Source organism: Erwinia sp. LJJL01 (assembly GCF_047300805.2).
GTDB lineage: Bacteria > Pseudomonadota > Gammaproteobacteria > Enterobacterales > Enterobacteriaceae > Erwinia > Erwinia aphidicola.
The window spans coordinates 1,717,421-1,739,788 of the sequence record NZ_CP178576.1 but is presented as its reverse complement, the minus strand read 5'-3'; the positions used below and the strand labels follow the sequence as shown (position 1 = coordinate 1,739,788).

Annotated in this window: 20 protein-coding genes; 9 read left to right on the top strand and 11 right to left on the bottom strand. The window is 58.5% G+C overall.

Going from position 1 to position 22,368, the window contains the following annotated elements; translation table 11 throughout:
• Positions 1-48 precede the first annotated feature (48 nt).
• Positions 49-2,106: an AsmA family protein gene (locus tag ACLI4M_RS08975; RefSeq protein WP_133622434.1), complete on the top strand. Its 2,058-nt coding sequence runs from the start codon at positions 49-51 to the stop codon at positions 2,104-2,106.
• A gap of 283 nt (positions 2,107-2,389) precedes the next feature.
• Here the strand turns inward: ACLI4M_RS08975 and ACLI4M_RS08970 are convergent, their stop codons facing one another.
• Positions 2,390-3,718 carry an MFS transporter gene (locus ACLI4M_RS08970; protein WP_133622435.1) on the bottom strand — a complete coding sequence of 443 codons (1,329 nt, stop codon included), beginning with the start codon at positions 3,716-3,718 and terminating at the stop codon, positions 2,390-2,392.
• A 758-nt stretch (positions 3,719-4,476) separates the two neighbouring features.
• On the opposite strand from ACLI4M_RS08970, the gene ACLI4M_RS08965 reads away from it, so the two are divergent.
• Together ACLI4M_RS08965 and mgtA are read left to right on the top strand one after the other, a co-directional pair.
• Positions 4,477-5,175 carry an MgtC family protein gene (locus tag ACLI4M_RS08965; RefSeq protein WP_048917824.1) on the top strand — a complete coding sequence of 233 codons (699 nt, stop codon included), beginning with the start codon at positions 4,477-4,479 and terminating at the stop codon, positions 5,173-5,175.
• A gap of 192 nt (positions 5,176-5,367) precedes the next feature.
• Positions 5,368-8,049: a magnesium-translocating P-type ATPase gene (gene mgtA / locus ACLI4M_RS08960; protein WP_133622436.1), complete on the top strand. Its 2,682-nt coding sequence runs from the start codon at positions 5,368-5,370 to the stop codon at positions 8,047-8,049.
• A 198-nt stretch (positions 8,050-8,247) separates the two neighbouring features.
• Here the strand turns inward: mgtA and ACLI4M_RS08955 are convergent, their stop codons facing one another.
• Together ACLI4M_RS08955 and ACLI4M_RS08950 are read right to left on the bottom strand one after the other, a co-directional pair.
• Positions 8,248-8,490, bottom strand: coding sequence for a DUF1158 family protein (locus tag ACLI4M_RS08955; RefSeq protein WP_133622437.1), 243 nt, complete (start codon positions 8,488-8,490; stop codon positions 8,248-8,250).
• A 60-nt stretch (positions 8,491-8,550) separates the two neighbouring features.
• Positions 8,551-9,438 carry a LysR substrate-binding domain-containing protein gene (locus ACLI4M_RS08950; RefSeq protein WP_133622438.1) on the bottom strand — a complete coding sequence of 296 codons (888 nt, stop codon included), beginning with the start codon at positions 9,436-9,438 and terminating at the stop codon, positions 8,551-8,553.
• A 101-nt stretch (positions 9,439-9,539) separates the two neighbouring features.
• On the opposite strand from ACLI4M_RS08950, the gene ACLI4M_RS08945 reads away from it, so the two are divergent.
• The 3 genes from ACLI4M_RS08945 (at position 9,540) to ACLI4M_RS08935 (ending at position 11,833) form a co-directional block, all read left to right on the top strand.
• The gene (locus ACLI4M_RS08945; protein ID WP_133622439.1) at positions 9,540-10,136 is read left to right on the top strand and encodes a short chain dehydrogenase; all 597 of its coding nucleotides are present in this window, start codon (positions 9,540-9,542) and stop codon (positions 10,134-10,136) included.
• A gap of 320 nt (positions 10,137-10,456) precedes the next feature.
• Entirely contained in the window at positions 10,457-11,029 is a 573-nt protein-coding gene (mntP, locus tag ACLI4M_RS08940) for a manganese efflux pump MntP (protein WP_048917819.1), read from the top strand.
• A gap of 33 nt (positions 11,030-11,062) precedes the next feature.
• On the top strand, positions 11,063-11,833 hold the full coding sequence (locus ACLI4M_RS08935; protein ID WP_133622440.1) for a helix-turn-helix transcriptional regulator: 771 nt from the start codon (positions 11,063-11,065) through the stop codon (positions 11,831-11,833).
• Here ACLI4M_RS08935 and ACLI4M_RS08930 read toward each other — a convergent pair.
• From ACLI4M_RS08930 to ACLI4M_RS08915, 4 genes are all read right to left on the bottom strand, one after another.
• The gene (locus tag ACLI4M_RS08930; protein WP_133622441.1) at positions 11,820-12,455 is read right to left on the bottom strand and encodes a LysE family translocator; all 636 of its coding nucleotides are present in this window, start codon (positions 12,453-12,455) and stop codon (positions 11,820-11,822) included. The two genes, ACLI4M_RS08935 and ACLI4M_RS08930, sit on opposite strands and share 14 nt — an antisense overlap.
• 592 nt (positions 12,456-13,047) lie before the next feature.
• Positions 13,048-14,220 (bottom strand): Gfo/Idh/MocA family protein, encoded by a 1,173-nt coding sequence (locus tag ACLI4M_RS08925; RefSeq protein WP_133622442.1) that lies wholly within the window; start codon positions 14,218-14,220, stop codon positions 13,048-13,050.
• Between the two features lie 14 nt (positions 14,221-14,234).
• On the bottom strand, positions 14,235-15,155 hold the full coding sequence (locus ACLI4M_RS08920) for a TIM barrel protein (RefSeq protein WP_133622443.1): 921 nt from the start codon (positions 15,153-15,155) through the stop codon (positions 14,235-14,237).
• Between the two features lie 351 nt (positions 15,156-15,506).
• A complete protein-coding gene (locus ACLI4M_RS08915) occupies positions 15,507-16,538 on the bottom strand; it encodes a LacI family DNA-binding transcriptional regulator (RefSeq protein ID WP_133622444.1) in 1,032 nt (343 codons plus the stop codon).
• A gap of 227 nt (positions 16,539-16,765) precedes the next feature.
• On the opposite strand from ACLI4M_RS08915, the gene ACLI4M_RS08910 reads away from it, so the two are divergent.
• Positions 16,766-17,380: a TetR/AcrR family transcriptional regulator gene (locus ACLI4M_RS08910; protein WP_166643140.1), complete on the top strand. Its 615-nt coding sequence runs from the start codon at positions 16,766-16,768 to the stop codon at positions 17,378-17,380.
• Positions 17,377-18,246 carry a helix-turn-helix domain-containing protein gene (locus tag ACLI4M_RS08905; RefSeq protein WP_166643141.1) on the top strand — a complete coding sequence of 290 codons (870 nt, stop codon included), beginning with the start codon at positions 17,377-17,379 and terminating at the stop codon, positions 18,244-18,246. The genes ACLI4M_RS08910 and ACLI4M_RS08905 overlap by 4 nt, the downstream gene beginning before the upstream one ends.
• An 84-nt stretch (positions 18,247-18,330) precedes the next feature.
• On the opposite strand, the gene ACLI4M_RS08900 is transcribed toward ACLI4M_RS08905, so the two are convergent.
• The 3 genes from ACLI4M_RS08900 to ACLI4M_RS08890 all read right to left on the bottom strand — a co-directional run bounded on the left by ACLI4M_RS08900 (position 18,331) and on the right by ACLI4M_RS08890 (position 20,111).
• The gene (locus ACLI4M_RS08900; protein ID WP_133622447.1) at positions 18,331-18,543 is read right to left on the bottom strand and encodes a DUF1471 domain-containing protein; all 213 of its coding nucleotides are present in this window, start codon (positions 18,541-18,543) and stop codon (positions 18,331-18,333) included.
• 209 nt (positions 18,544-18,752) lie between these two features.
• Positions 18,753-19,673, bottom strand: a complete 921-nt coding sequence (locus ACLI4M_RS08895; protein ID WP_133622448.1) for a nucleoside hydrolase — start codon at positions 19,671-19,673, stop codon at positions 18,753-18,755.
• Between the two features lie 42 nt (positions 19,674-19,715).
• Complete coding sequence (locus ACLI4M_RS08890) at positions 19,716-20,111, bottom strand: polyketide cyclase (protein WP_133622449.1); 396 nt, start codon at positions 20,109-20,111, stop codon at positions 19,716-19,718.
• Positions 20,112-20,308: 197 nt separating this feature from the next.
• Between ACLI4M_RS08890 and ACLI4M_RS08885 the strand changes: the two genes are divergently transcribed.
• Positions 20,309-21,226: a DMT family transporter gene (locus ACLI4M_RS08885; protein ID WP_133622450.1), complete on the top strand. Its 918-nt coding sequence runs from the start codon at positions 20,309-20,311 to the stop codon at positions 21,224-21,226.
• On the opposite strand, the gene ACLI4M_RS08880 is transcribed toward ACLI4M_RS08885, so the two are convergent.
• A complete protein-coding gene (locus ACLI4M_RS08880; protein ID WP_133622451.1) occupies positions 21,227-22,255 on the bottom strand; it encodes an acyltransferase family protein in 1,029 nt (342 codons plus the stop codon).
• Positions 22,256-22,368: the final 113 nt, after the last annotated feature.

Here is a 22,368-nt window from a genome sequence, read left to right as displayed (position 1 = left end):
CGTCTGGACTATCTTTACAGGAGACGGAAGCCGACAAGGAGACGACGAATGTCGCGTACGGGGAAAATAATTAGCTGGATAGCCGGGATTTTGTTGTTGCTGGTGGTGGTGATTGTGGTGGTGATAGCCACCTTTGACTGGAATCGCCTGAAGCCGACCATCAACCAGAAAGTGTCGGCGGAGATCAACCGCCCATTCGCCATTCGCGGCGACCTTGGCGTGGCGTGGGAGCGTAACCGCAGCGAGCCGGGCTGGCGCTCCTGGGTGCCGTGGCCGCACATTCATGCTCAGGATATTATGCTGGGCAACCCGCCGGAAATTCCCGATGTGACGATGGTGCATCTGCAGCGCGTGGATGCCACTATCTCCCCGCTGGCCCTGCTCGGCAAGCAGGTTTACCTGCCGTGGATCAAGCTGCAGCAGCCGGTAGCGAAGCTGGTGCAGACCGCCGATAAGAAAAACAACTGGACCTTTAACCTCGCTGGCAGTGACCAGAAGCAGGATGATGCCGCGCCGTCAGCGTGGTCCTTCCGCCTCGATAATATCGCGTTTGACCAGGGGCAGATTGGCTATCGCGATGCGATCAACAAAGCTGATGTGCAGGTGACGGTGGACCCACTGGGCAAACCGGTGCCGTATGCGCAGCTGGCAGGCGGCGATGATAAGCAGCAGGGCGCCGCCGATTTCGTCTTTGGCTGGCACGCCAGCGGCACCTATAATAACGAGAAGCTGAATGGAGACGGCAAGATTGGCGGCATGCTGTCGCTGCGCAGCCAGACCACGCCGTTCCCGATCCAGGCCGACCTGCGTAACGGCACTACCCGCGTGCGCGTCGCGGGCACCATTCAGGATCCGATGAATCTCGGCGGCGTGGATATCCGCCTGCGCTTCTCCGGCGATACGCTGGCCAACCTGTATGGGCTGACCGGCATTCTGCTGCCCGATACGCCACCGTATGAGACCGACGGCCATCTGACGGCGCGCTTCCAGCAGAAGGGCGGCCCGGTGTTCCGCTATCAGAACTTTAACGGTCATATCGGCGACAGCGATATTCACGGCTCGCTCACTTACACCCAGGGCAAACCGCGCCCGAAACTGGCAGGGGCGCTGGAATCCCGCCAGCTGCGCATGGCTGACCTTGGTCCGCTGATTGGCGTCAAATCAGGCAAGGGCAGCGAGAAAACCGAGCAGGCCAAGGCGAAGCGCGGCGAGGCCACCAGCCAGCCTGCCGACCGCGTGCTGCCGCACGACAAGTTTGATACCAAAAGCTGGGACGTGATGGATGCCGATGTGAAGTTCAGCGGCAAGCGCATAGAACACAGCAGTTCGCTGCCGATCAGCGATCTTTCCACTCATCTCACCCTGAAAAACGGCGACCTGCTGCTCGACCCGCTGCGCTTCGGCATGGCGGGCGGTAATCTCAATGCCACGCTGCATCTGGAAGGGGATAAATCGCCGATGCGCGGGCGCATCGATCTGCACGCGCGCAATCTGAAGCTGCGCCAGCTGTTCCCGGACGTCGAGGCGATGCAGAGCGCCCTCGGCCAGATGAACGGTGACGCTACGCTGAGCGGGCGGGGTAACTCGGTGGCCGACCTGCTGGCAACCAGCAACGGCGAGCTCAAGCTGCTGATGAACGATGGCCTGATCAGCCGCAGCCTGATGGAGATTGTCGGCCTGAACGTCGGGAACTACGTGGTCGGCAAGCTATTTGGCGACGATGAGGTGAAAATCAACTGCGCCGCCGCTAACCTGCAGGTGAACAACGGCCTGGCGTCCTCACGGCTGTTTATCTTTGATACCGAAAACGCGATTATCAATATTACCGGTACCACTAACTTCGCCAACGAGCGGCTGGATCTGTCGATCAACCCGGACAGCAAGGGCATCAGGATTATTACCCTGCGCTCGCCGCTGTACGTGCGCGGCACCTTTAAAAACCCGGATGCCGGGGTAAAAGCTGGCCCGCTGATCGCCCGTGGTGCCGCCGCTGTGGCGCTGGGTGCCGTGGTGGCGCCGGCCGCCGCGCTGCTGGCGCTGATCTCACCGAGCGATAACGATGATAATCAGTGCACCCGTGTGTTGCAGCAGATGAAAAGGAAATAACCCGGGAAGCGGGCTGACCGCAAAAGAGGGTCAGCCCCGACAGCAGTCTGATGATTTTGTACGGGTCGACCATTTTTCCGGTCGACCCGTATTTGCAGTTTGTAGGGGTCGACCATTTTTTCCGGTCGACCCGTATTTGCAGTTTTGTAGGGGTCGACCATTTTTTCCGGTCGACCCGTATTTGCAGTTTTGTAGGGGTCGACCTTTTTTTACCGGTCGACCCGTATTTACAGTTTTGTAGGGGTCGACCATTTTTTCCGGTCGACCCGTGCGTGGGGCAGGATCAATCAAACAGCGATTCGTGGCGCGTCTCTTTACACAGGATCAGCGCAATCAGCGTCAGGCAGGCCATGGCGGCCAGGTAAATGCCGACGTAGAACAGGCCGTAAGTGTGCGCCAGCCAGGTGGCAATATAAGGCGCGACTGACGCCCCGAGAATCGACGACAGATTGTAAGAGAACGACGCCCCGGTATACCGCACTTCGGTCGGGAACAGCTCCGGCAGCAGCGCGCCCATCGGGCCGAAGGTCAGCCCCATAATGCTCAGCCCGCACAGCAGGAAGGCCATAATCAGCGCCTGGTTACCAGAACCCAGCATCGACGGGAAGATCAGCGAGAAGGCGATAATCAGCAGCGTAATCACGATCATGGTTTTGCGACGGCCAAAGCGGTCCGCCAGCATCCCGGCAATCGGCACCATCACGCCAAAGCCAATTACCGCCACCATCAGCATCCACAGGAAGGAATTCCGTGGGATCCCCAGCCCGTTCGGCGCTGGCGTGGTGCCGTAGGTCATTGAGTACACTGTCATAATGTAGAACAGCGTATAGGTTGCCAGCATGATAAACGTGCCGATCACCGTGGTGCCCAGATGTTTGGTCAGCAGGGTGCCGATCGGGACTTTTACCTGCTTCTTCTCTTTTTGCGCTTTGGCAAATACCGGCGACTCATGCAGCGAGACGCGCACATACAGGCCAATCAGCACCAGCACCGCAGAAAGGATAAACGGCACGCGCCAGCCCCAGGTCATAAACTGCTCGTCGGTCAGCAGCCAGGAGAGCAGCAGGAAAGTACCGTTGGCGAAGAAGAAGCCAATCGGTGCACCGAGCTGGGGGAACGAGCCATACAGCGCACGCTTTTTCGCCGGGGCATTTTCCGTCGCCAGCAGCGCCGCGCCGCCCCATTCACCGCCAAGTCCGAGACCCTGACCAAAGCGCGCCAGCGCCAGCAGCAGCGGGGCAAAGACGCCAATCGTCTCGTAGCCCGGCAGCAGGCCGATCACCACGGTGGAGATACCCATGGTCAGCAGGGATGCGACCAGCGTCACTTTGCGCCCGACGCGGTCACCAAAGTGGCCAAACAGCGCCGAGCCAATCGGGCGGGCAACAAAGGCAATAGCAAAGGTGGCCAGCGACTGTAGCGTCGCCACGGTGGCATCGCCCTGTGGGAAGAAGATATGCGGGAAGACGATCACTGCCGCAGTGGCATAAATATAGAAATCGAAGAATTCGATAGCCGTACCGACCAGCGACGCAATCACTACTTTTCCGCGTGAGTTTACGGGCGTGGCGTCGGGATCGGTGGCGATAGCGGGTGCGATTGAGGCTGGCATAATTGTTTCTTATAAGTAGAAGTGAACACAGAATCTTACGCACAGCATAAGGTGCATTCAATGGTGAAAAAACCCCGCCGCGCCGGGCCTGGCGGGCAAAAAGTGGATAATTTTCAATACGCGATAATTGCACGTAGATGGCAGGGTGAAATCGACTATTTCTGGCGGGAATCACTGCAAAAAGGCTAAATAAAAGTTAGCCCCCAGCGATAAATGCTGTCTTTTGCGCGAATTATCGCCAGAGGTCGCGATTTTCAACTGGTTTTCAGGCTGAGTTTTCCCATATTCCGCTATTTCGCCATTTTATTATCAGGATGTAGCCTGATATGACGGGATGTTTCGCCAAGCCGCCCGGGAAGATTCATCGCTCGTTGATAAAAGGTTTATACAGGAAACAGTTATCAAGGTTTACAACTTTGCTTGTGCGGTTTAGAATTCGCCCACTTTCTTCTCAGGAGCACACAATTGGACAGTCACCCTGTAACTGACACGTTATAAAGGCAGGCCCACTCCTATTGTGCGCCTGCCGTTTACCGGCGGGCCATGTTCCACCTCTCCCCAGAGCTGTTGCATCCCGTAATCTGATACTGAACATCGTCCAGGCTTACTGCCGGACAGGGATTGCTTATGCGCCGTTTACTGATTACGCCACAACGTCATCATCTGTTTCCTCCCGGTTTCACGCGCTGATTAGCCCGTAACCGGTGCGCCTGCGCGCACCTCAACTCCCGTCGTGAGACGATAATGAGGACGAGAAAATGACATGGACCCCTTTTATCCTGCATCTGGCCCTGGCGGTAACGCTGGGCGCGATTATCGGTGCTGAACGCCAGTGGCGTCAGCGCATGGCCGGCCTGCGCACCAATGCGCTGGTGGCGACCGGTGCAGCAATTTTTATTCTGAGTTCAATCAGCACTTCCCCGGACAGCCCGGGGCGTATTGCCGCACAGATTGTCTCCGGCATCGGCTTTCTCGGTGCCGGGGTGATTATGCGCCAGGGCGTGAATATCTCCGGCCTTAATACCGCCGCCACGCTGTGGTGCTCCGCTGCGGTCGGCGTACTGTGCGGGCTCGGTCAGTTCACCAACGCGGTGGCCGCCACGCTGGTGCTGCTGTGCGCCAATATCCTGCTGCGCGAGGCGGCCCAGCGCATCAATAAGCAGCCGCGCGCGGTGGATAACGAAACCGAACAGCGCTACCGCATTCAGATTGTCTGCGGCAGCGAAGATGAAATTATGGTGCGCACGCTGATCCTCCAGGCACTGAACGGCATGGCGCTGCGCCTGCAGTCGCTGTACAGCGCAGATATTGCCCGGCCCGGGCACCTGGAAGTGAGCGCCGAAGTGATGGCATTCCCCGCCGCACAGCGGGAAATCGAAAATATCGTCTGTCGCATCAGCCTGGAAAAGAGCGTCAGTGCGGTGCACTGGCAAATCGCCCCGGCCATCACGGCTTAACTAAAGGAGCATCACGATGAAAGAACCTCCATCCCGAGAAAGGCGGCGGTGGCAACTGAGGAGGCATAACGGCAACTAAGGCGCGTTCCCTCCCACCTGTCAGCTCCGCCCCCTCTGAATAATGAAAAAAATCCTCGTTCGCAGGAGCGGTTTCCTGCGCGTAAAAAACACCTCATTCAAGGGAGCTGGCCTATGAAAATGCATAAAGCCAACCTGAAAATGGCGCGTGACCTGGCGATTGCCAGCGCGGCCACCCAGAGCCTGGATAACACCCTGGCTCGTCTTAATACCCAGCGTCAGGGACTGACCCAGGAAGATGCAGAAGCCCGTCTGCAACATTATGGCCCGAACCAGGTTGCCAGCGATAAGGCCCCGGCGGCGATGGTGCAGCTGCTGCAGGCGTTTAACAACCCATTTATCTGGGTTCTGATGGTGCTGGCTGCCATCAGCTTCTTTACCGACTACCTGCTACCCGCGCGTAAAGGGGAAGAGACTGACCTGACCGGCGTGATCATCATGCTGATCATGGTCAGCCTGAGCGGGCTGCTGCGTTTCTGGCAGGAGTACCGCACCAACAAAGCGGCGGAAGCGCTGAAATCGCTGGTCAGCACCACCGCCACGGTGCTGCGCCGCAGCCACGCCGACAGCGAAGCGGTCAGCATGGAAGTGCCGCTGCAGCAGGTAGTACCGGGCGATATCGTGATGCTCTCCGCCGGGGATATGATCCCCGCTGATGTGCGGCTGCTGGCCTCCCGCGATCTGTTCGTCAGCCAGGCGGCGCTGAGCGGCGAAGCCCTGCCGATTGAAAAGTACGACACCCACAGCCAGTCGCTGGCGGCCAATCAGGCGGCAGAGATTGACGAGCAGGAGCTGCTGAGCCAGCCGGGGATCTGCCTGATGGGCACCAACGTCGCCAGCGGCAGCGCCACGGCGGTGGTGGTCGCGACCGGCAGCCAGACCTGGTTTGGTTCGCTGGCGAAGTCATTAGTAGGTGAGCGCCCACAAACCTCCTTCGACAGAGGCGTCAACAGTGTCAGCTGGCTGCTGATCCGCTTTATGCTGGTGATGGTGCCAATTGTTCTGCTGATCAACGGCTACACCAAAGGCGACTGGAGCGATGCGCTGCTGTTTGCACTGGCGGTGGCGGTCGGCCTGACGCCGGAAATGCTGCCGATGATCGTCAGTTCAAACCTGGCGAAGGGGGCGATTGCGCTGTCAAAACGCAAAGTGGTGGTTAAGCGACTGAATGCTATCCAGAACTTTGGGGCGATGGACGTGCTATGCAGCGATAAAACCGGCACCCTGACTCAGGACCGGATTATTCTGGCTCAGCACCTTAACCTGCAGGGGCAGCGCGATGAGCGCGTGCTGCAACAGGCGTGGCTTAACAGCCGCCATCAGACCGGTGTTAAAAATCTGATGGATAAGGCGATTCTCGGCTTCAGCCAGGGAAATCAGTCGGTTAGCGGGCTGTGGCGCTATCGCAAAATCGACGAGCTGCCGTTTGATTTCGAACGCCGCCGCCTGTCGGTGCTGGTGGCCGACGAGCAAAAGCAGCTGCTGATCTGCAAAGGTGCAGTGGATGAGATGCTGGCAGTCTCCTCTTTCTGGCTGGATGCGGGGGAAGTGCGTCCGCTGGATGATGCCGCGCGTCTTAAGGTGCAGCTGCTGGCGGAAGAGTATAACCAGCAGGGCTTCCGCGTACTGCTGGTCGCGTCGCGCAATGTAAGTGAGCATACACTAACTCAGCCGCTGTGCGCGGCCGATGAACGTGATCTGGTCATCACTGGCCTGCTGACGTTCCTCGACCCGCCGAAAGAGAGTGCGGCCGCGGCGATTGCTGCGCTGCATGAAAATGGCGTCACGGTGAAGATTCTGACCGGAGATAACGCAATTATCACCAGTAAGATCTGCCGGGAAGTCGGGCTGGAGCCGGGCGACCCGCTGTGCGGCAGTGAAATCTCACGCATCAGCGATGCCGAGCTGGCGCGGCTGGTGGAGCAGAGAACGCTGTTCTGCCGCCTCAGCCCGCAGCAGAAAACCCGCGTTCTGCAGGCTTTGCAGAGTAACGGTCACACCGTCGGCTTCCTCGGTGACGGTATCAACGATGCGCCCGCGCTGCGTGCGGCGGACATCGGCATCTCCGTTGACAGCGCCACCGATATCGCCAAAGAGTCAGCGGATATCATCCTGCTGGAAAAAAGCCTGATGGTGCTGGAACAGGGGGTGATTAAGGGGCGCGAGACCTTCGGTAATATCATCAAGTATCTGAACATGACCGCCAGCTCTAACTTCGGCAACGTGTTCTCGGTGCTGGTTGCCAGCGCGTTTATTCCGTTCCTGCCGATGCTGGCAATCCATCTGCTGCTGCAGAACCTGATGTACGACCTGTCACAGCTGGCGCTGCCGTGGGACAAAATGGATAAAGAGTTCCTGCGCAAGCCGCGTAAGTGGGATGCGAAGAACATCGGGCGCTTTATGCTGTGGATGGGACCGACGTCGTCGATCTTCGATATCTCGACTTTCTGCCTGATGTGGTATGTGTTTGCGGCAAACAGCGTTGAAATGCAGGCGCTGTTCCAGTCCGGCTGGTTTGTTGAAGGGCTGCTGTCGCAGACGCTGGTGGTGCATATGCTGCGCACCCAGAAGATCCCGTTTATCCAGAGCCGCGCTGCGCTGCCGGTGATGCTGGCCACCGGGTTGGTGATGATTCTCGGCATCATGATCCCGTTCTCACCGCTGGGTCACGCCGTTGGGCTGGTGCCACTACCGTGGAACTACTTCCCATGGCTGCTGGCCACGCTGCTCGGCTACTGCCTGCTGACGCAGGGCATGAAGCGCCTGTATATCCGCCGTTTCGGCCAGTGGTTCTGAGGGGGAAATAATGGTGAAAAAAGACAATGCAGTCACCGCTATTGTGCTGTTTTTTATCGGCCTGCTGATTTTTTCCAGCGGTATGGCAATGATTTTTAGCGGCTGAGTCGCCCGGGCGGGCGGACCGAAAAGAAGGTCCGCCCCTACAGCAATCCAGTGAACCTAAGCGTAGGGGTCGGGCATGCCCGACCCTTAACGTTAAGGGCGGATAAACCGCAGATATATAAAACGAATCACATAATACTCCAGCGCGCCGAGCAGTAAAAACCACAGGCAGTACACCAGCGTATACAGCTGGCTGATATCCGCCAGATGGAACATCTCCACCAGTTTACGCGTCAGCGTCAGGCCAAACGACGGTGCAGGCAGCAGCAGCGCCGAAAGAAAGCCGAGCATCAGCGTACTCATCGGCATCAAAAAGGTTAAAAATGGATTTTTCATCACGGTTCCGTGTCAGCGAGTTGCGGCTATTTTCAGGCAATGGTGCCCGTGGTTCAACCTTTAAACGGCCAGCGCCAGCGGCAGCTGTTGGCGCATCCAGCTGACAAAGCTGCTGCGCTTCTCTGACGGGCTGAGATCCTGGCGCCACAGCAGATGGATCGGGCGGCTGCTCTGCTGCCACTCGCGCAGCAGCGGCACCAGCCGGCCCGCTGCAATATCTTCCGCCAGCAGAATATGCGGCTGCAGAATCAATCCGGCCCCGGCCAGCGCCGCCTGGCGTAGCGCCTGGCCATCGTTACAGATAAAGCTGCCGTCGGTCGGCCACTGCACCTCACCCAGCCGCCAGGCATTGCCCTTATTCCACGCCATATTGCACAGGCAGCGGTGCTGATAAAGCGCCTCTGGCGTTTGCGGCGTGCCGTGCTGCGCCAGATACTCCGGCGCGGCGCACACCACCATCTGATAATCCCCGAGCTTCTGGGCAACCAGCGGTTCGGCATTTTTCAGGCTGCCCACGCGCAGGGCAAAATCAAACCCTTCGGCGATCAGATCGACGAAGTTGTCGTTGAGATCCAGCTCGATCTTCACCTGCGGGTAACGCGCCTGGTAGCGGGCGACCACTGCAGCCACCGCACTGGCCCCAAGGTTGAGCGGCGCGCTGATGCGCAGCAGCCCGGACGGCGTGCGCTTCATATTCTCCACGCTCTCTTCCGCCACTCGCAGCTGCAGCAGCGCCTGTTTGCACTGCCGGTAGTAGCTCTCGCCCGCTTCCGTCAGGCTCTGGCGCCGGGTATTGCGCTGCAGCAGGCGGGTATCGAGCGCGCTCTCCAGCTGGCGCACGTGCTTGCCGACCATCACGGCGGTGATATCCAGCCGCCGCGCTGCCTCGCTAAAGTTGCCGCTGTCGACCGCGCAGATAAAGGCTTCAATACTGCGTAATTTATCCATGATTACAAACCCTGGGTTAGGAGTTCCCGAAAGTATCGCGCATTTATCCCGGCTCTGCACTGCGCGACAATCCCTCAACCGCACCTATGAGGAGAGAACAGATGAAAATTTTAGTGATTGGCGCATCCGGTACCGTCGGCCAGAGCATCGTGAACGAACTGAGCCGTGACCATCAGGTGATCCGCGTGGGAAAAACCCAGGGCGATTTCCAGGTTGACCTGACCAGTGAAGAGAGTGTGAAAGCGCTGTTTGCCAGCACGGGGAAGGTCGATGCGGTGATTTCCGCCACCGGCGGCGTGCACTTCGGTCCGCTGGGCGAAATGACCAGCGCGCAGTTCGACAGCGGGCTGCAGGATAAGCTGATGGGCCAGGTGCGCCTGGTGCTGATTGGCAAAGCGTTCGTTAACCCGGGCGGCTCCTTTACCCTGACCAGCGGCATCCTGGCGCAGCAGCCGATCCGCACCGGCGTCAATGCCACCGCGGTCAATGCGGCGCTGGAAGGCTTCGTGCTGGCAGCGGCCAATGAGCTAAACGGCCTGCGCATCAACGCCGTCAGCCCGACGGTATTAACCGAATCGCTGGAGAGCTACGGTCCGTTCTTCCCCGGATTTGAAAGTGCCCCGGCCAGCCGCGTGGCATTAGCCTATCGCCGCAGCGTCGATGGCAATGAGACGGGGCGCGTTTACCGCGTCTGGTAATGCCGCCGGAAATAGTGGGGGATACTGGCGTCTTAAACGGGCGAAATATCCCCCAACGCCTTCAGGGGTGTATATCCCTACTCTTTTTGTAAGACGGTAATTCTTTTACAGTTTCCGCTTTAAAATCCCTGTCTAAAATAGCCGCTGTTAAAAAGTATAGCCGAGGCTATACTCAAATCCCTGATTTTACTGTCTTTTTTTCTGGCCATTTGCGTGCTAGGATGCGTTTCACTTGAGCTGGCTTGTGGCTATTTTTCCGACATAAGCTGATGTTTTAACGATTTGGAACGCACCCGTCGCTTCAGACCGGGATAAATACAATGAACCTATACGCCACCCTGATTCTCGCTTTCGGCATGTCGATGGACGCTTTCGCAGCGGCAATTGGCAAAGGTGCCAGCCTGCATCGTCCGACCCTGAAAGAAGCACTGCGCACCGGTCTGATTTTCGGCGTGATTGAAGCGCTGACGCCGCTGATTGGCTGGGCTATTGGCCTTGCCGCCAGTCAATACGTGATGGCGTGGGATCACTGGGTCGCATTCGGCCTGCTGTTTATTTTAGGCAGCCGTATGATCGTTGAAGGCTTGCGTAAAAAAGAACAGGAGCCGGAAGAAGCGCCAACCCGTCACGGTTTCTGGCTGCTGGTCTGTACCGCAGTCGCCACCAGTCTTGATGCGATGGCGGTGGGCGTTGGTCTGGCGTTCCTGCAGGTCAATATCGTCACTACCGCGTTGGCGATTGGCGCCTCGACCATGATTATGGCGACCGCGGGTATCCTGCTCGGCCGCTTCCTTGGCCCGGTGATGGGCAAATGGGCAGAAATTTTCGGCGGCGTGGTGCTGATCGGTATCGGTTCGAGTATTCTGGTTGAACACCTTGGGCTGATGAGTTAATCCTCCGCCCTTTCAGCGCGCAGCGGAGCGGATATGGCGTTATCGGTCGTTAACTGGAACAGCCACAATCAGATAGAGTGCGCGCACCTCACCGCCCGCAATGCGGCTTTCCCGCTGCACACGCACGAAGAGTATGTAATCAGTGCCAATCTCAGCGGCGTTGAACAGCTCAGCCTGCATCAGCAAACCCTGACGGTCCACGCCGGGGAAATCACCCTCTACAACCCCGAAACTTTACAGGCCTCGCAGTTTGGCGATCGTCCGGTCGAGTTTTTCAGCGTGCACCTGCCGCAGCAGGTGTTTGCCGATCTCGCCGATCGTGCGCCGCCGATCCTGCGGGAAGGGGTGCTGCGCGATCCCCAGCTGTTTGCCGCAATCTGTGGCTTTGCGCAGTCGCCGCAGGAGCAGGAGGTGCAGCAGCAAAACCTGCTGTGGCTGACCAGCCAGCTGCTGAAATATAGCCGGGATGAAGCGCTGTCATCGGCCCCCGAGTCGCTGGGCCAGGCGCTGGAGTGTATGCGTGATAACCTGACCAGCAAACTGACGCTGGACCAGCTGGCCGCCGCTGCCGGGCTGAGCAAATTCCACTTCGTGCGGCAGTTTCGTCAGCAGATGGGCATTGCGCCGCTGCAGTACCATATGCAGCTGCGCTTGCTGGCGGCGCGCAATCTGCTGCGCCATCAGCACGGCACGCTGGAGGTGGCGCACCGGCTGGGCTTCTACGATCAGAGCCACTTTATTAACAGCTTCCGTAAAATGATGGGCATCACGCCGCATCAATACCTGCGCCTTATCCGCCGATAAACTCGCGATAGCCGGAAACAATCACATAACCCGCGAAGTAGCAGAAGATCGCTGCCGAAGCGATATACGACCAGCGCAGCATTTTCGCCCCGAGCATGCGCCCGCCAATACTGCCGACCGCGCACAGCATCACTGACCAGCTGACGCCCGCCAGAAAGAAGCCGCTTAAAAACCAGCCGGAATCCGCCGTGCTGCCGCTGCCCATGCGCGAAATCAGCGCGCCGCCCACGGCGGCAAACCACAGGATCGCCGTTGGTGATGACATCGCCAGGAAGATGCCGCGCAAAAAGTTCTGGCGGATGCTCAGCGCTTCGCCAATATCACCGACGCTGAGTGACGTAGCAGGCTTGAGCGCGCTCTGCACCATCTTCCAGGCAAACCACAGCAGGATCAGCGAACCGCCAATCCACAGCACCCAGCGCACCGGGGTGAACTGCAACAGCACCGCCATTCCGGCCATGGCGAGGATCGCGTAGATCAGATCGCCAATGCAGGTGCCGATCCCCAGCCACAGGCCGTGAAAAAAACCGCGCTGCATCGCCAGAGTGATCATCGCGATATTGGCGATGCCAATGTCGAGGCAGAGAGAAAGACTGAGTAAAAAACCGTTAGAGAAGGGCATTGGCGTCCAATCCGGCATGAAAGATAGGCAGATTATCACCGCTGCCGATGGGAAAATATTGGAAAAAATTGCGCAGGCGGGTAGTAAACTGCGCCGCTAATCAAGCGGAGAAATCGCTAAGCGCAGCGGCTCGTTTAGGGAAGGTTTAACTTTTTCCTGACATACTAAAAGTCTAAAGTGTGATCTGCTTCAAAATTTATTGCCTGAAAAACGCGCTGGTTGTATAATTTTTTTGCGTAATTCAACAAAAGTTACAAGCGGACCCCATGAAAAAATTCTTTAAATACGTGTTTCGCATCTATGTCGATACCTTCAAACACGTACCGCCAGGCGCCGTACTCTAAGCCCGGCAGCAACCGAAAACCCTCGATAACTTCGGTCACGGATTGACCGGGGCTTATCACCTCCACCGCTTCCTCCGCGCACGACAAAAAAATTCCTTACGACTCCATGCTGAGAAGAGGTGACGTTCTGACAGAGCGCTATTAGCGCATTTTACGGGTCGACCGAAAAAAATGGTCGACCCGTACGGTTGGGCCGCCCGATCGTTGGAGGGATTTCACGCGGGACAGGCATGCCTGACCCTCTCATTTTACGCGAAATCCACCCACGTCGCCCCGGCATCCGCCGACTCGACGCAGCGCTCAACCCACTGCACGCCCGCAACGCCGGCATGCACGTCCGGGTACCAGAAATCGGCCAGCAGCTGCGTGTCGCCGCGATCGGTGGCATCCATCGCCACGGCAAAACGGCGGTAAAGATTCGACCAGGCTTCAAACAGCCCTTCCGGGTGGCCGCCGCCGATGCGGTCCTCTTCCAGCGCGCGTGCGGCGAGGTAGCCCATGCCGCGCTCCAGAATGCGCACCGGCTCGCCCTGAATCTCATAGCGCAGCTGGTTGGGCTGCTCGTCCCACCACTCCAGGCTGGCTTTCGATCCGATCACGCGGATCTTCTGCCCGTGCATCGATCCGCAGTTCACCGCCGAGCACCACAGCGATCCCACCGCGCCGTTATCGTACTCCATCAGCACAAAGGCGTTGTCCTCCAGCGGCGCCCGGCTTTTAACAAAGCTCTGGCGCGAACACATCAGACGCTTGATTTTCAGCTGCGGCAGCAGGGTTTCCGCCAGGAACAGCGGGTGCGTCGCCAGGTCGCCCAGCACGTAGCTTGGCCCGACAAATTTCGGATCGACGCGCCAGCGGGTGCTCGGGTTATCCAGCTCCACCGCCTGGTGGTGGAAGCCGTGTGAGAACGACATATTCACAATGCGGATATCGCCCAGCAGCCCTTCAGCAATCATGCTGCGCGCCTGCTGGATCAGCTGATGGCCGGAGTAGCCGTAGGTAACGCCGATGATTTTGTTGTTCTGCTGACTCAGTTCGGCCAGCTGTTTGGCTTCCGCCGTGGTGAAGCACAGCGGCTTCTCGCACACCACGTGCAGCCCGGCTTCCAGCGCCGCCTTACAGATAGCAAAGTGGGTGTTGTTCGGCGTGGCGATCGAAACCGCCTCAATGCCGTCAGCGCGCTGCGCTTCCTGCTGGAACAGCGTCTGATAGTCCGGGTAGCAGCGCTCGCCGTCGACGCCCAGGCTCTCGCCAAAGGCCCGGCCGCGCGCCGCATCAATATCAAACGCGCCCGCAATCAGGGTAAAAGTGCCGTCGCGCAGCGCAGCGGAACGGTGGATATAGCCAATCTGGCTGGTGCCGCCGCCGCCGACCATGCCCCAGCGCAGGGAGCGGTCGAGAGGTTTAATGCCGTTAATCATGTGATGTTCCTTAATTAAAATCCGACGCTGTTCAGGTAGCGCAGGCTTTCGGTGACGTCGTGCAGGCTGCCATCGGCATTGCGCGGGTCGCGCTCCTGCTCGATGGTGATCCAGCCCTGATAGTGGCGCTCTGCGAGGAGGGCACGCACCGCCGGGTAGTCAATCGCCCCCTGACCAAGTGGGCACATCACCCCTTGGGCGCAGGCGGTGAAAAAGTCCAGCTCGCGGGCGATCGCATCGCTGAACACCGCATCGTTGACGTCTTTGAAATGCAGGTAGTCGATGCGGTCGAAGTAGTGCGCCAGCGCCGCGATCGGGTCCATGCCCGCGTAGTAGAGGTGCCCGGTGTCGAGGCACAGGCCCGCCACGCTGTGCGGAATATCCCGCACCAGCTTTTCCAGCTCGTCGGCAAACTCGATGCAGCCCCCGGCATGCGGGTGGATCACCGGGCGCACGCCGTACCCTTGAGCGATGCGGCAGATCTCGTTGATGTGGCTTATCATGCGCTGCCAGTCGCTGTCGGACAGGCGTTCTGCCTTGTGGTATTGACCGGCAAGGCGCGCGCGCCCGGCGTTACCGAAGTCGATAATTACCAGATAAGGCGCCGCAAGGTTATCGCCGTGCTTTTTGCTGGCGGTCGGGACTTTGGCCAGGCTGCCGCACAGAGTGTGGGTCAGGGCGATCATCGCCGGGAAGTTAGCTGCGCTCACCAGGTCATCGAAAATCGTACCCGCAACAATCGTCAGACCGTACTGGTTCAGCTCCTGCGTCAGCCGCGCCGGGTCGGTGGGCAGGTAGCTCCACGGGCCAAGTTCGATGGCCGGATAGCCCGCCTGCGCCGCTTCTTTTAGCACTTTCTCATACGGCGGCAGATGCGGGTTTTTCGGGTCGTCCACCCCCCAGCTGCAGGGCGCGTTAGCAATATGAATCGTCATCACGCTCTCCTTTGTGAATTAATGAGGCGCGGTTTTGCTTTCAAGTTGGGACGAGCGGCATGTTCCTGCGGCACCAGGCAGCCGGTAATGACGTTGGCGACGGCCCAGCCGGGGGAGCCGGGAGTGCTGGCTGAGGGGTTTGTTGGCGCGGGAAATGAGGGCACGGGATACTCCTGCAACGGTTATTTGCAGGGAGTATCAAATGAATGTTCCATTACCATCAATGATGGAATGTTTATTTTTTGATGGCGATCTCACTATTTTTGATAGTTTTAAATGATAAAATTCTATCATTATCGCCATTTCAGGATGTTATCCGGCGCCCAGCGCCGCGCGCGGAGGGGGCAGGGATCAGTAATTCTCTTTAGTCATCAGCTCAAAGCCGCTGGTCAGTGCGATAAAGCTGCCCGACTCCTGGCTGTGTGCCAGCTGCATCGCCTCAATCACCCGTGCGGCCAGCTCATCAAGCCGGTGGGCGATCATGATATCCAGCGTACCGTCGATCAGCGCCAGCTGCGCATCCTGCAACGGGCCATGGCAGATCAGCGTGATCTCCTGCCGCCTGCTGCTGTCGCGCAGGGCATTGACCACCCCTTCGACGCCGCCGCACGGCGCATAGATTACCGACAGTTCAGGATGATTGCGGATCAGTTCCGCCGTGACCTGGTAGCCGCGCTCGACGTTTTCAAAACTTTTTACCGGCTCCAGCACCCTGTGCCCGGTGGCGTATTCACGCAGGTAGGAGCGGAAGCTGATCTCACAGGTCTCCTGGCAGAGAAAGCGGTTATCGCCGACGATCACCCCTACTTTCCCAGGCGGCCCGCTCAGGCGCTGAACGGCCCAGGCGGCGGTTCTTCCCGCCTTGCGGTTATCCAGCCCGATGTAACCCGCATGGCCGCATGGCGAAAGGTCCGACAGGATGGTGAAGACCTTCACCCCTTTCTTCACCGCCTGCTCCACTGCCCGGCGTATCAGCGCGTTATCCAGCGCGATTAACGCCAGCATATTGACCCTATTACTTAACTGCTCAATCGCGGCGGCGGTCTGTTCAATGGCATGAATACCGTGAAAGGCGAATTCAATCCCGGTGCCCTCCTGCAGGTAGGGCGCGGCCTGCTTCTCCAGCGCGCGGGAGAAGGTGTCGTAAAAGGAGTAGTCGCGCGACAGCAGGATCACCCCGATGCGCAGCGTGCCGCTACGATGAAGTGGAGCACCCTGCGGCAGAAACTCGGGGTCGAAGCGGTAACCGAGGCGCGTCGCGGCCTGCACCACCCGTTTTTCCGTGTCGGGCCTGACCGGGGCGCGGCGGTTCAGCACCCGGTCAACGGTGGCAACACCCACTCCGGCCTCGTGGGCAATGTCTGTCAGCGTGGTTTTTTTCATCGGCTACGGCTCCCTGGCATGCGTAATGCGAAAAAACTATCACGTCCGGTCAGTCGATGGCGTGGATAAATCTGCGGGATATGACGCGAGTCAGATTATTTTTTTTATTATTTGAGTATTAAGGTCTGAACGTTTCATTTTGCTGTGAGGATAAGGTGCGGAAAGCACAAATTTCATGCTATCTTGTGCAAACATACCGCCCGGTATCTTTTGTGAAGAGAATGTTGATGAAATCCTCCCAATCCGGCAGCTCAGCTGGCGAAACGCCCTCCTGTCAGCGCGGCTGGCATCGTAAAAAGCAGCCTGAGCAGGTGCGCGCCGCACTTATCCAGTGTGCGGCCGAGCTGGCCGCCCGCCAGGGGCTGAGCGGCGTAACCGTGCAGGCCGTTTCTGACGCCGCAGGCGTGACAAAAGGCGGATTTTTTCACCATTTTCCCCACAAGCAGGCGCTGCTGGATGCGGTGTTTGATGCCTTTATGGCAGAGCGCGAGCAGGAGATAGACGCGCTGATGGCAGCCGATCCCCATCCTGGCGGCCGCTTTACGCGGGCGTATATCACCACGGCGTTTGAGGAGATGTCCCAGCGCGGAGAGAATATTCATATTCCCCTCTCGCTGTCGATGATGGCATCCCCCGCCCTGTGCCAGCGCTGGAATGCATGGCTGGCGGGGCGTTTACAGCAGCACCAGCTGACCGACAGTCATCCGCTGCATGAGGTGGCGCGGCTGGCGACGGACGGCGCCTGGCTGTCCGGCTCGCTGGAAGTGCACAGCGCCGTGCGCGATGCGCAGATCCTGAAAAACCATTTACTGGCCCTGACCCGAGAGAGTGAACCATCGTGAAATCGACCTTCAAACAGGAAGTTGTTCATCAACTGCTGCACTGGCTGGAAGGGAATATCCATACGCCGCTGACGATAAACGATTTTGTGGAAAAGTCGGGCTATTCGAAATGGCATTTGCAGCGCATTTTTAAAGAAGTGACCGGGCAGAAGCTGGCGTCCTACTGCCGTCAGCGGCGGCTGACATCCAGCGCCTTTATGCTGCGGCTGTTTGACCGCCAGATCGATTCGGTGGGCAGCGAGCACGGCTTCTCCAGCCACAATGTCTATCACAAAACCTTTAAGCGCCACTTCAACGTCACGCCCGCGCAGTATCGTGATGCGCTGCACTGGTCGTGCAAAGGGCTGTGCCCGCCAATCAACCTCAGCGCGCAATCAGTCCCGCAGGGAGAGCAGGTAGAGCTGGATGGACTGCAGCTGACGGGCGCGCTGAACGAGTATGCCTTTACGCTGGCGACCATCAGTGACTTTGACTGGGCGGCGCGTGAGCGGTTCTGGCAGGCGCGGCTGGCGGGCAGGGCCGCAAACCCCGGCACGCTGTACGGCCTGACTAACGTGGTTAAGGGCGGCCCGCGCGAAGATGACTGCGGCACCTTGCAGTATCTGACCTGTCTGGATAATGACGCGCCCTCAGCGGTCGCGCCGCTTAAGCTTGAAATCGTCAGGCAGCCTTACCTGCACTTCACCTTTCGCGGGGATGTGCGTCACTACGCGGATTTTATCAAGCTGATTTATGAACATGCCCTGCCGACCGCCGGTGCGGTGCGTCGTGACGGCTACGACATTGAACGCATTGATGCGCAAAGCTTTGCCGCTGTGGCTGGCAAGCAGGCCCAGATTGATTATTTCGTGCCGGTGATGGTTTGACGTGAAGTGGGGAAAGCAGGGGGGGTAAAACGGGCATGCCCGCCCCCTGGGATGCAGAGTTCGGGCATTGCCGGTGGTGCAGAGTTACTTAATCAGCTCAGCGGTCATGTAGACACCGTTGTTGGAGTTAGCACCGGTGATTTTGTATGAAGAAGCACCAGCCTGCTCTGCCTGAGCGGCGATTTTCGCTTCAGCGCCGTCCAGTGTTGAACCGGTAGCGCTCACGCTCTGCGCGAAGCTGGCGAAAGAGACGGTGGAGAGAACGATAACAGCAGCAAAAGTTTTGATAGATTTCATTGGGTAATTCCTTCATTAAGTTTGATTGGCTGGGGCGTTGTGCCCCGTTGAAAACAATGTTACGCCTGCTGAAGGAAATCTGATAGCGGAGGGTTTTGCAGAAGTTGTTCAAAATTATTGTTCAACAATTGACGCTGTTTTACGCTTATAAAGCTGGCCTGACACAGTGGACAGTTTGTGACATTTGACCAGCCCAATTGGAACCTGAATTAACGCCGCAGCGTAGTGAGGAAATGTGCTTTCACTTTCTCTGCTGCTACCGTCAGGCACAGCTTATGGCGCGGGCAGCCAGCAAAGGGATCGTCCATGGACGCCGGGCTTTGCAGCTGGCGCAGCGTCTGACCCCGGGAAACGCGGTCGGTCACCACGCGCACCGGGGATTCAGTCACGCCAAACCACTGCGGGTGATTAAGGTAAGCGATGGTCAGGGTATCGTGCAGCGCCATGCCGGCGATGCCCTCTTTTTGCAGGGCGTACTCCATATAGCCCTGCGAGATTGCGCTGAGTACCGGATGGTTGAGGGAGCGGATCTCGTCGCTGCTGAGCTGCACCTCCAGCGTGACGTCCAGCGGCAGCATCACCACCGGAATACCGCTGCACAGCACCTGATCGGCGGCGTGCGGGTCCTTCCAGATATTAAACTCCGCAAACGGCGTGACGTTGCCGGCGTGGCCGTGGCTGCCGAACGCGCCGCCCATCATCACCAGCTGTTTAATCTGCGGAATAATATCCGGTGCCTGGTTAATCGCCGTGGCGATATTGGTCAGCGGACCGATGGCGACAATCGTCAGCGCGTCAGGATGCGCGCGCACGCTGCGGATAATAAATTCAATGGCATTTTCCGCCGCTCCGCTCCACGGGTTATCAAATACGCCGCCGAGGCCGTCTTTACCGTGTACGGCCCAGGCTGGCACGGTGGGTTGATGCGCCAGCGGGCGCGAGCAGCCGCGATAGATCGGCACGTCGAGGTTGATTTTCTGGCTGAACAGCCGGGCATTGCTGACCGCCTGCGCGACGGGAACATTGCCAAAAACGGTGGTAATGCCGAGGATATCGACGCTTTGCGCCGCATACGCCAGCGCAAAAGCGTCATCGACGCCAATATCGGTATCAAAGATCACTTTTTCCATCAGAAGCTCCTTATCCGTTGAGCGCGCATCCCTGCCTGAACATCAGCGGGTCAGCAGATTATGCAGCGCCTGGAGATCGTTTTTCACCCATTCCAGTTCCTGGGCAAACTTTTCGTCCGACAGCAGCGGCTGGCGGAACAGGGTAATCAGTACCTGCGCCCCTTCTTCATTGGCGACGATACGCATCGGCACAAAAATTTCCTTGCTGTAACCGCTGTCGATGTAGTGGTCCATAATGCAGAACGGGTTGTGATCGGTGAAGCGCACCTTGACCGGACCCTGTGGTCCATGGCCTTTCCAGACGCTGCCTTCCTGCTCCAGCGGACCCTGGCTAAGGCCGGAAGCCCACTTCGGGAAGAACTCGGGTTTCCAGATCGTTTCATAGAGATCGACCCAGTTACGATGAATGGCAAGGCTAAGGGTGTGTGAGGACAGCATTAAAAACCTCCGGTCGATGATGATTAGCGGATTTAAACACCGGGGGCGGCGGATGAGAACCCCTGCAGCGCCCGTTATCTTGATACCACGACGCAGCTCGCAAATAAATGTAAACGATTTCAATGACCGATAACGGCTTGTTTCGACCGGCCGGTCCGCCTATAAATGAGGCTTAACAATACGGGCAGGAGAGCAGGGTGAAGCAACAGGATATTGGGCGACTCTTACTGCTGGCGGCGATTTGGGGTGCCAGCTTTTTATTTATGCGCGTGGCCACGCCGGTTTTCGGCTCGCTGAATACCGCATTTCTGCGCGTGCTGTTCGGCTGCCTTGGCCTGCTGGCACTGCTGCTGGTGCTGCGCGTCAGGATAAATTTTAGCGGTAAAGCGCTGCCGGCGATGCTGCTGGGGGTGATCAACTCAGCGGTGCCCTTTGTCATGTACTGTCTGGCGGCGAAGTGGTTGCCGGCGGGTTACTCGGCGATCCTGAATGCCACCACGCCACTGATGGGCGTGCTGATTGGTGGGCTGCTATTCTCTGAAACCTTCACCGTGCGCAAAGTGCTGGGGGTGTTTATCGGGCTGCTGGGGATTGTGCTGCTGACCACCACCGGCAGCCTGGCGCTGTCGCATCTGGTGCTGATGGGCATTGCCGCCTGCCTGGTGGCAACCGCCTGCTATGCGCTGGCCGGGTTCCTGACGAAAAAGTGGATTGGCGATCGCGGCGGAATGGATGCCAAACTGGTGGCGCTCGGCAGCCAGATCGGCGCGACGCTGTTTATGCTGCCGGTGTTTATCGGATCGGTGGCGACCCAGCCGGCGGTGCAGTGGAATCACCCTGGCGTCTGGCTGTGCGTGCTGGCGCTCGGGCTGGTGTGTACCGCCTGGGCTTATATTCTGTTCTTCCGCCTGATTGCCGATATTGGCCCGCTGCGCACCCTGACCGTGACCTTCCTGATCCCGCCGTTTGGCGTGCTGTGGGGCTATCTTTTCCTCGATGAAACCCTCTCCGAAGGCTTTATCGCCGGGGCGCTGGTGATTATCGTCGCGGTGTGGCTGGTGACCGGCAGTGCAAAACCCAAGGCGCAGGTCACCGAAGTGGCTGCCAAATCCTGATCAGGTTGGGATGCGGTTGTCCGGCATTTTGGGGCGGGTGAACAGCTGTTGGTAGATCCAGCCCAGCACCACGCTGGTCAGCCAGGAGACGACCAGCAGCAGCAGATAGATCAGCGGCGTAAAGCGCGGCGCATAGATCATCTGCTGGAAGAAGTAGTAGCAGTAGAAGGTGTGGGTCAGCCAGATAAAGGTTGAGCGCTGGCCCAGCTCCGCCAGCACGGCTTTGCTCCAGCCGGGCAGGCGCTGACAGACATCCAGACACAGCACAATAAACAGTGGCGTGACCAGTGCCAGCCCGAGATTGGCGAAGCCCGGCAGGCGGGTTGCGCCATAAACTGCGACGATAAACAGCACCGACAGCGGCCAGAACAGGCGGCGTTGCAGCGCCTGATGCACCAGTGAATCAATATCCTCTTTGTGCCGTCCGGCCAGAAAACCGCAGATGAACGGCAGCAGCCACATGCCGTAAAGCCCGATATCACGCTCAATCCAGCTGCTGTGGAAATAGCGGAACGACAGATTGCCCGCCACCAGCAGCAGCAGCCCCACGCCCAGCAGCAGGCCGGAAGACAGGTTACGCATCAGCGGCAGGGTAAACAGATAAGCGATATAGAGCACCAGGAACCACCACTCACCGTTCCACGTCGTCGACAGCCCGCTGAGGTTAAGCAGCACATTCGCCGGCTCCAGCGAGTAATTTCCGCTGCCGTTAAACCACACTACCCCGAGCGGCACGAAGATCAGGCACACCAGCCAGAACTGACTGTAAATCCCCCAGCTCTTTTTCAGCAGGTCGCGCCAGCCGCGCGCTTTGCTCATGGCAAAGCCGTAGCCGGAGAGAAACAGGAACATCGGCACGCAGATTTTTTCAAACCCGGCGATAGCCCGCTCCAGGTTGACCCACGGCAGCAGGTGCTGGACCGTCACCGCTGGGTCGATGCGTTCCGGGAAGGCAAACAGATGATGCCCGACCATAAAGGCAATCGCGATGCCCTTAAGCCAGGCTGTTTGTTGTCTGGAGATCTGCATGATGGCACCCCGGCGCGCTGAACACTTTTCAGCGACTATAAATCAGCCAAAGTTGCTGGCGGAAACGAATAATCAGCGCAGGTAGCGACTTTCAGATTAGCCTGGTGAAGCCG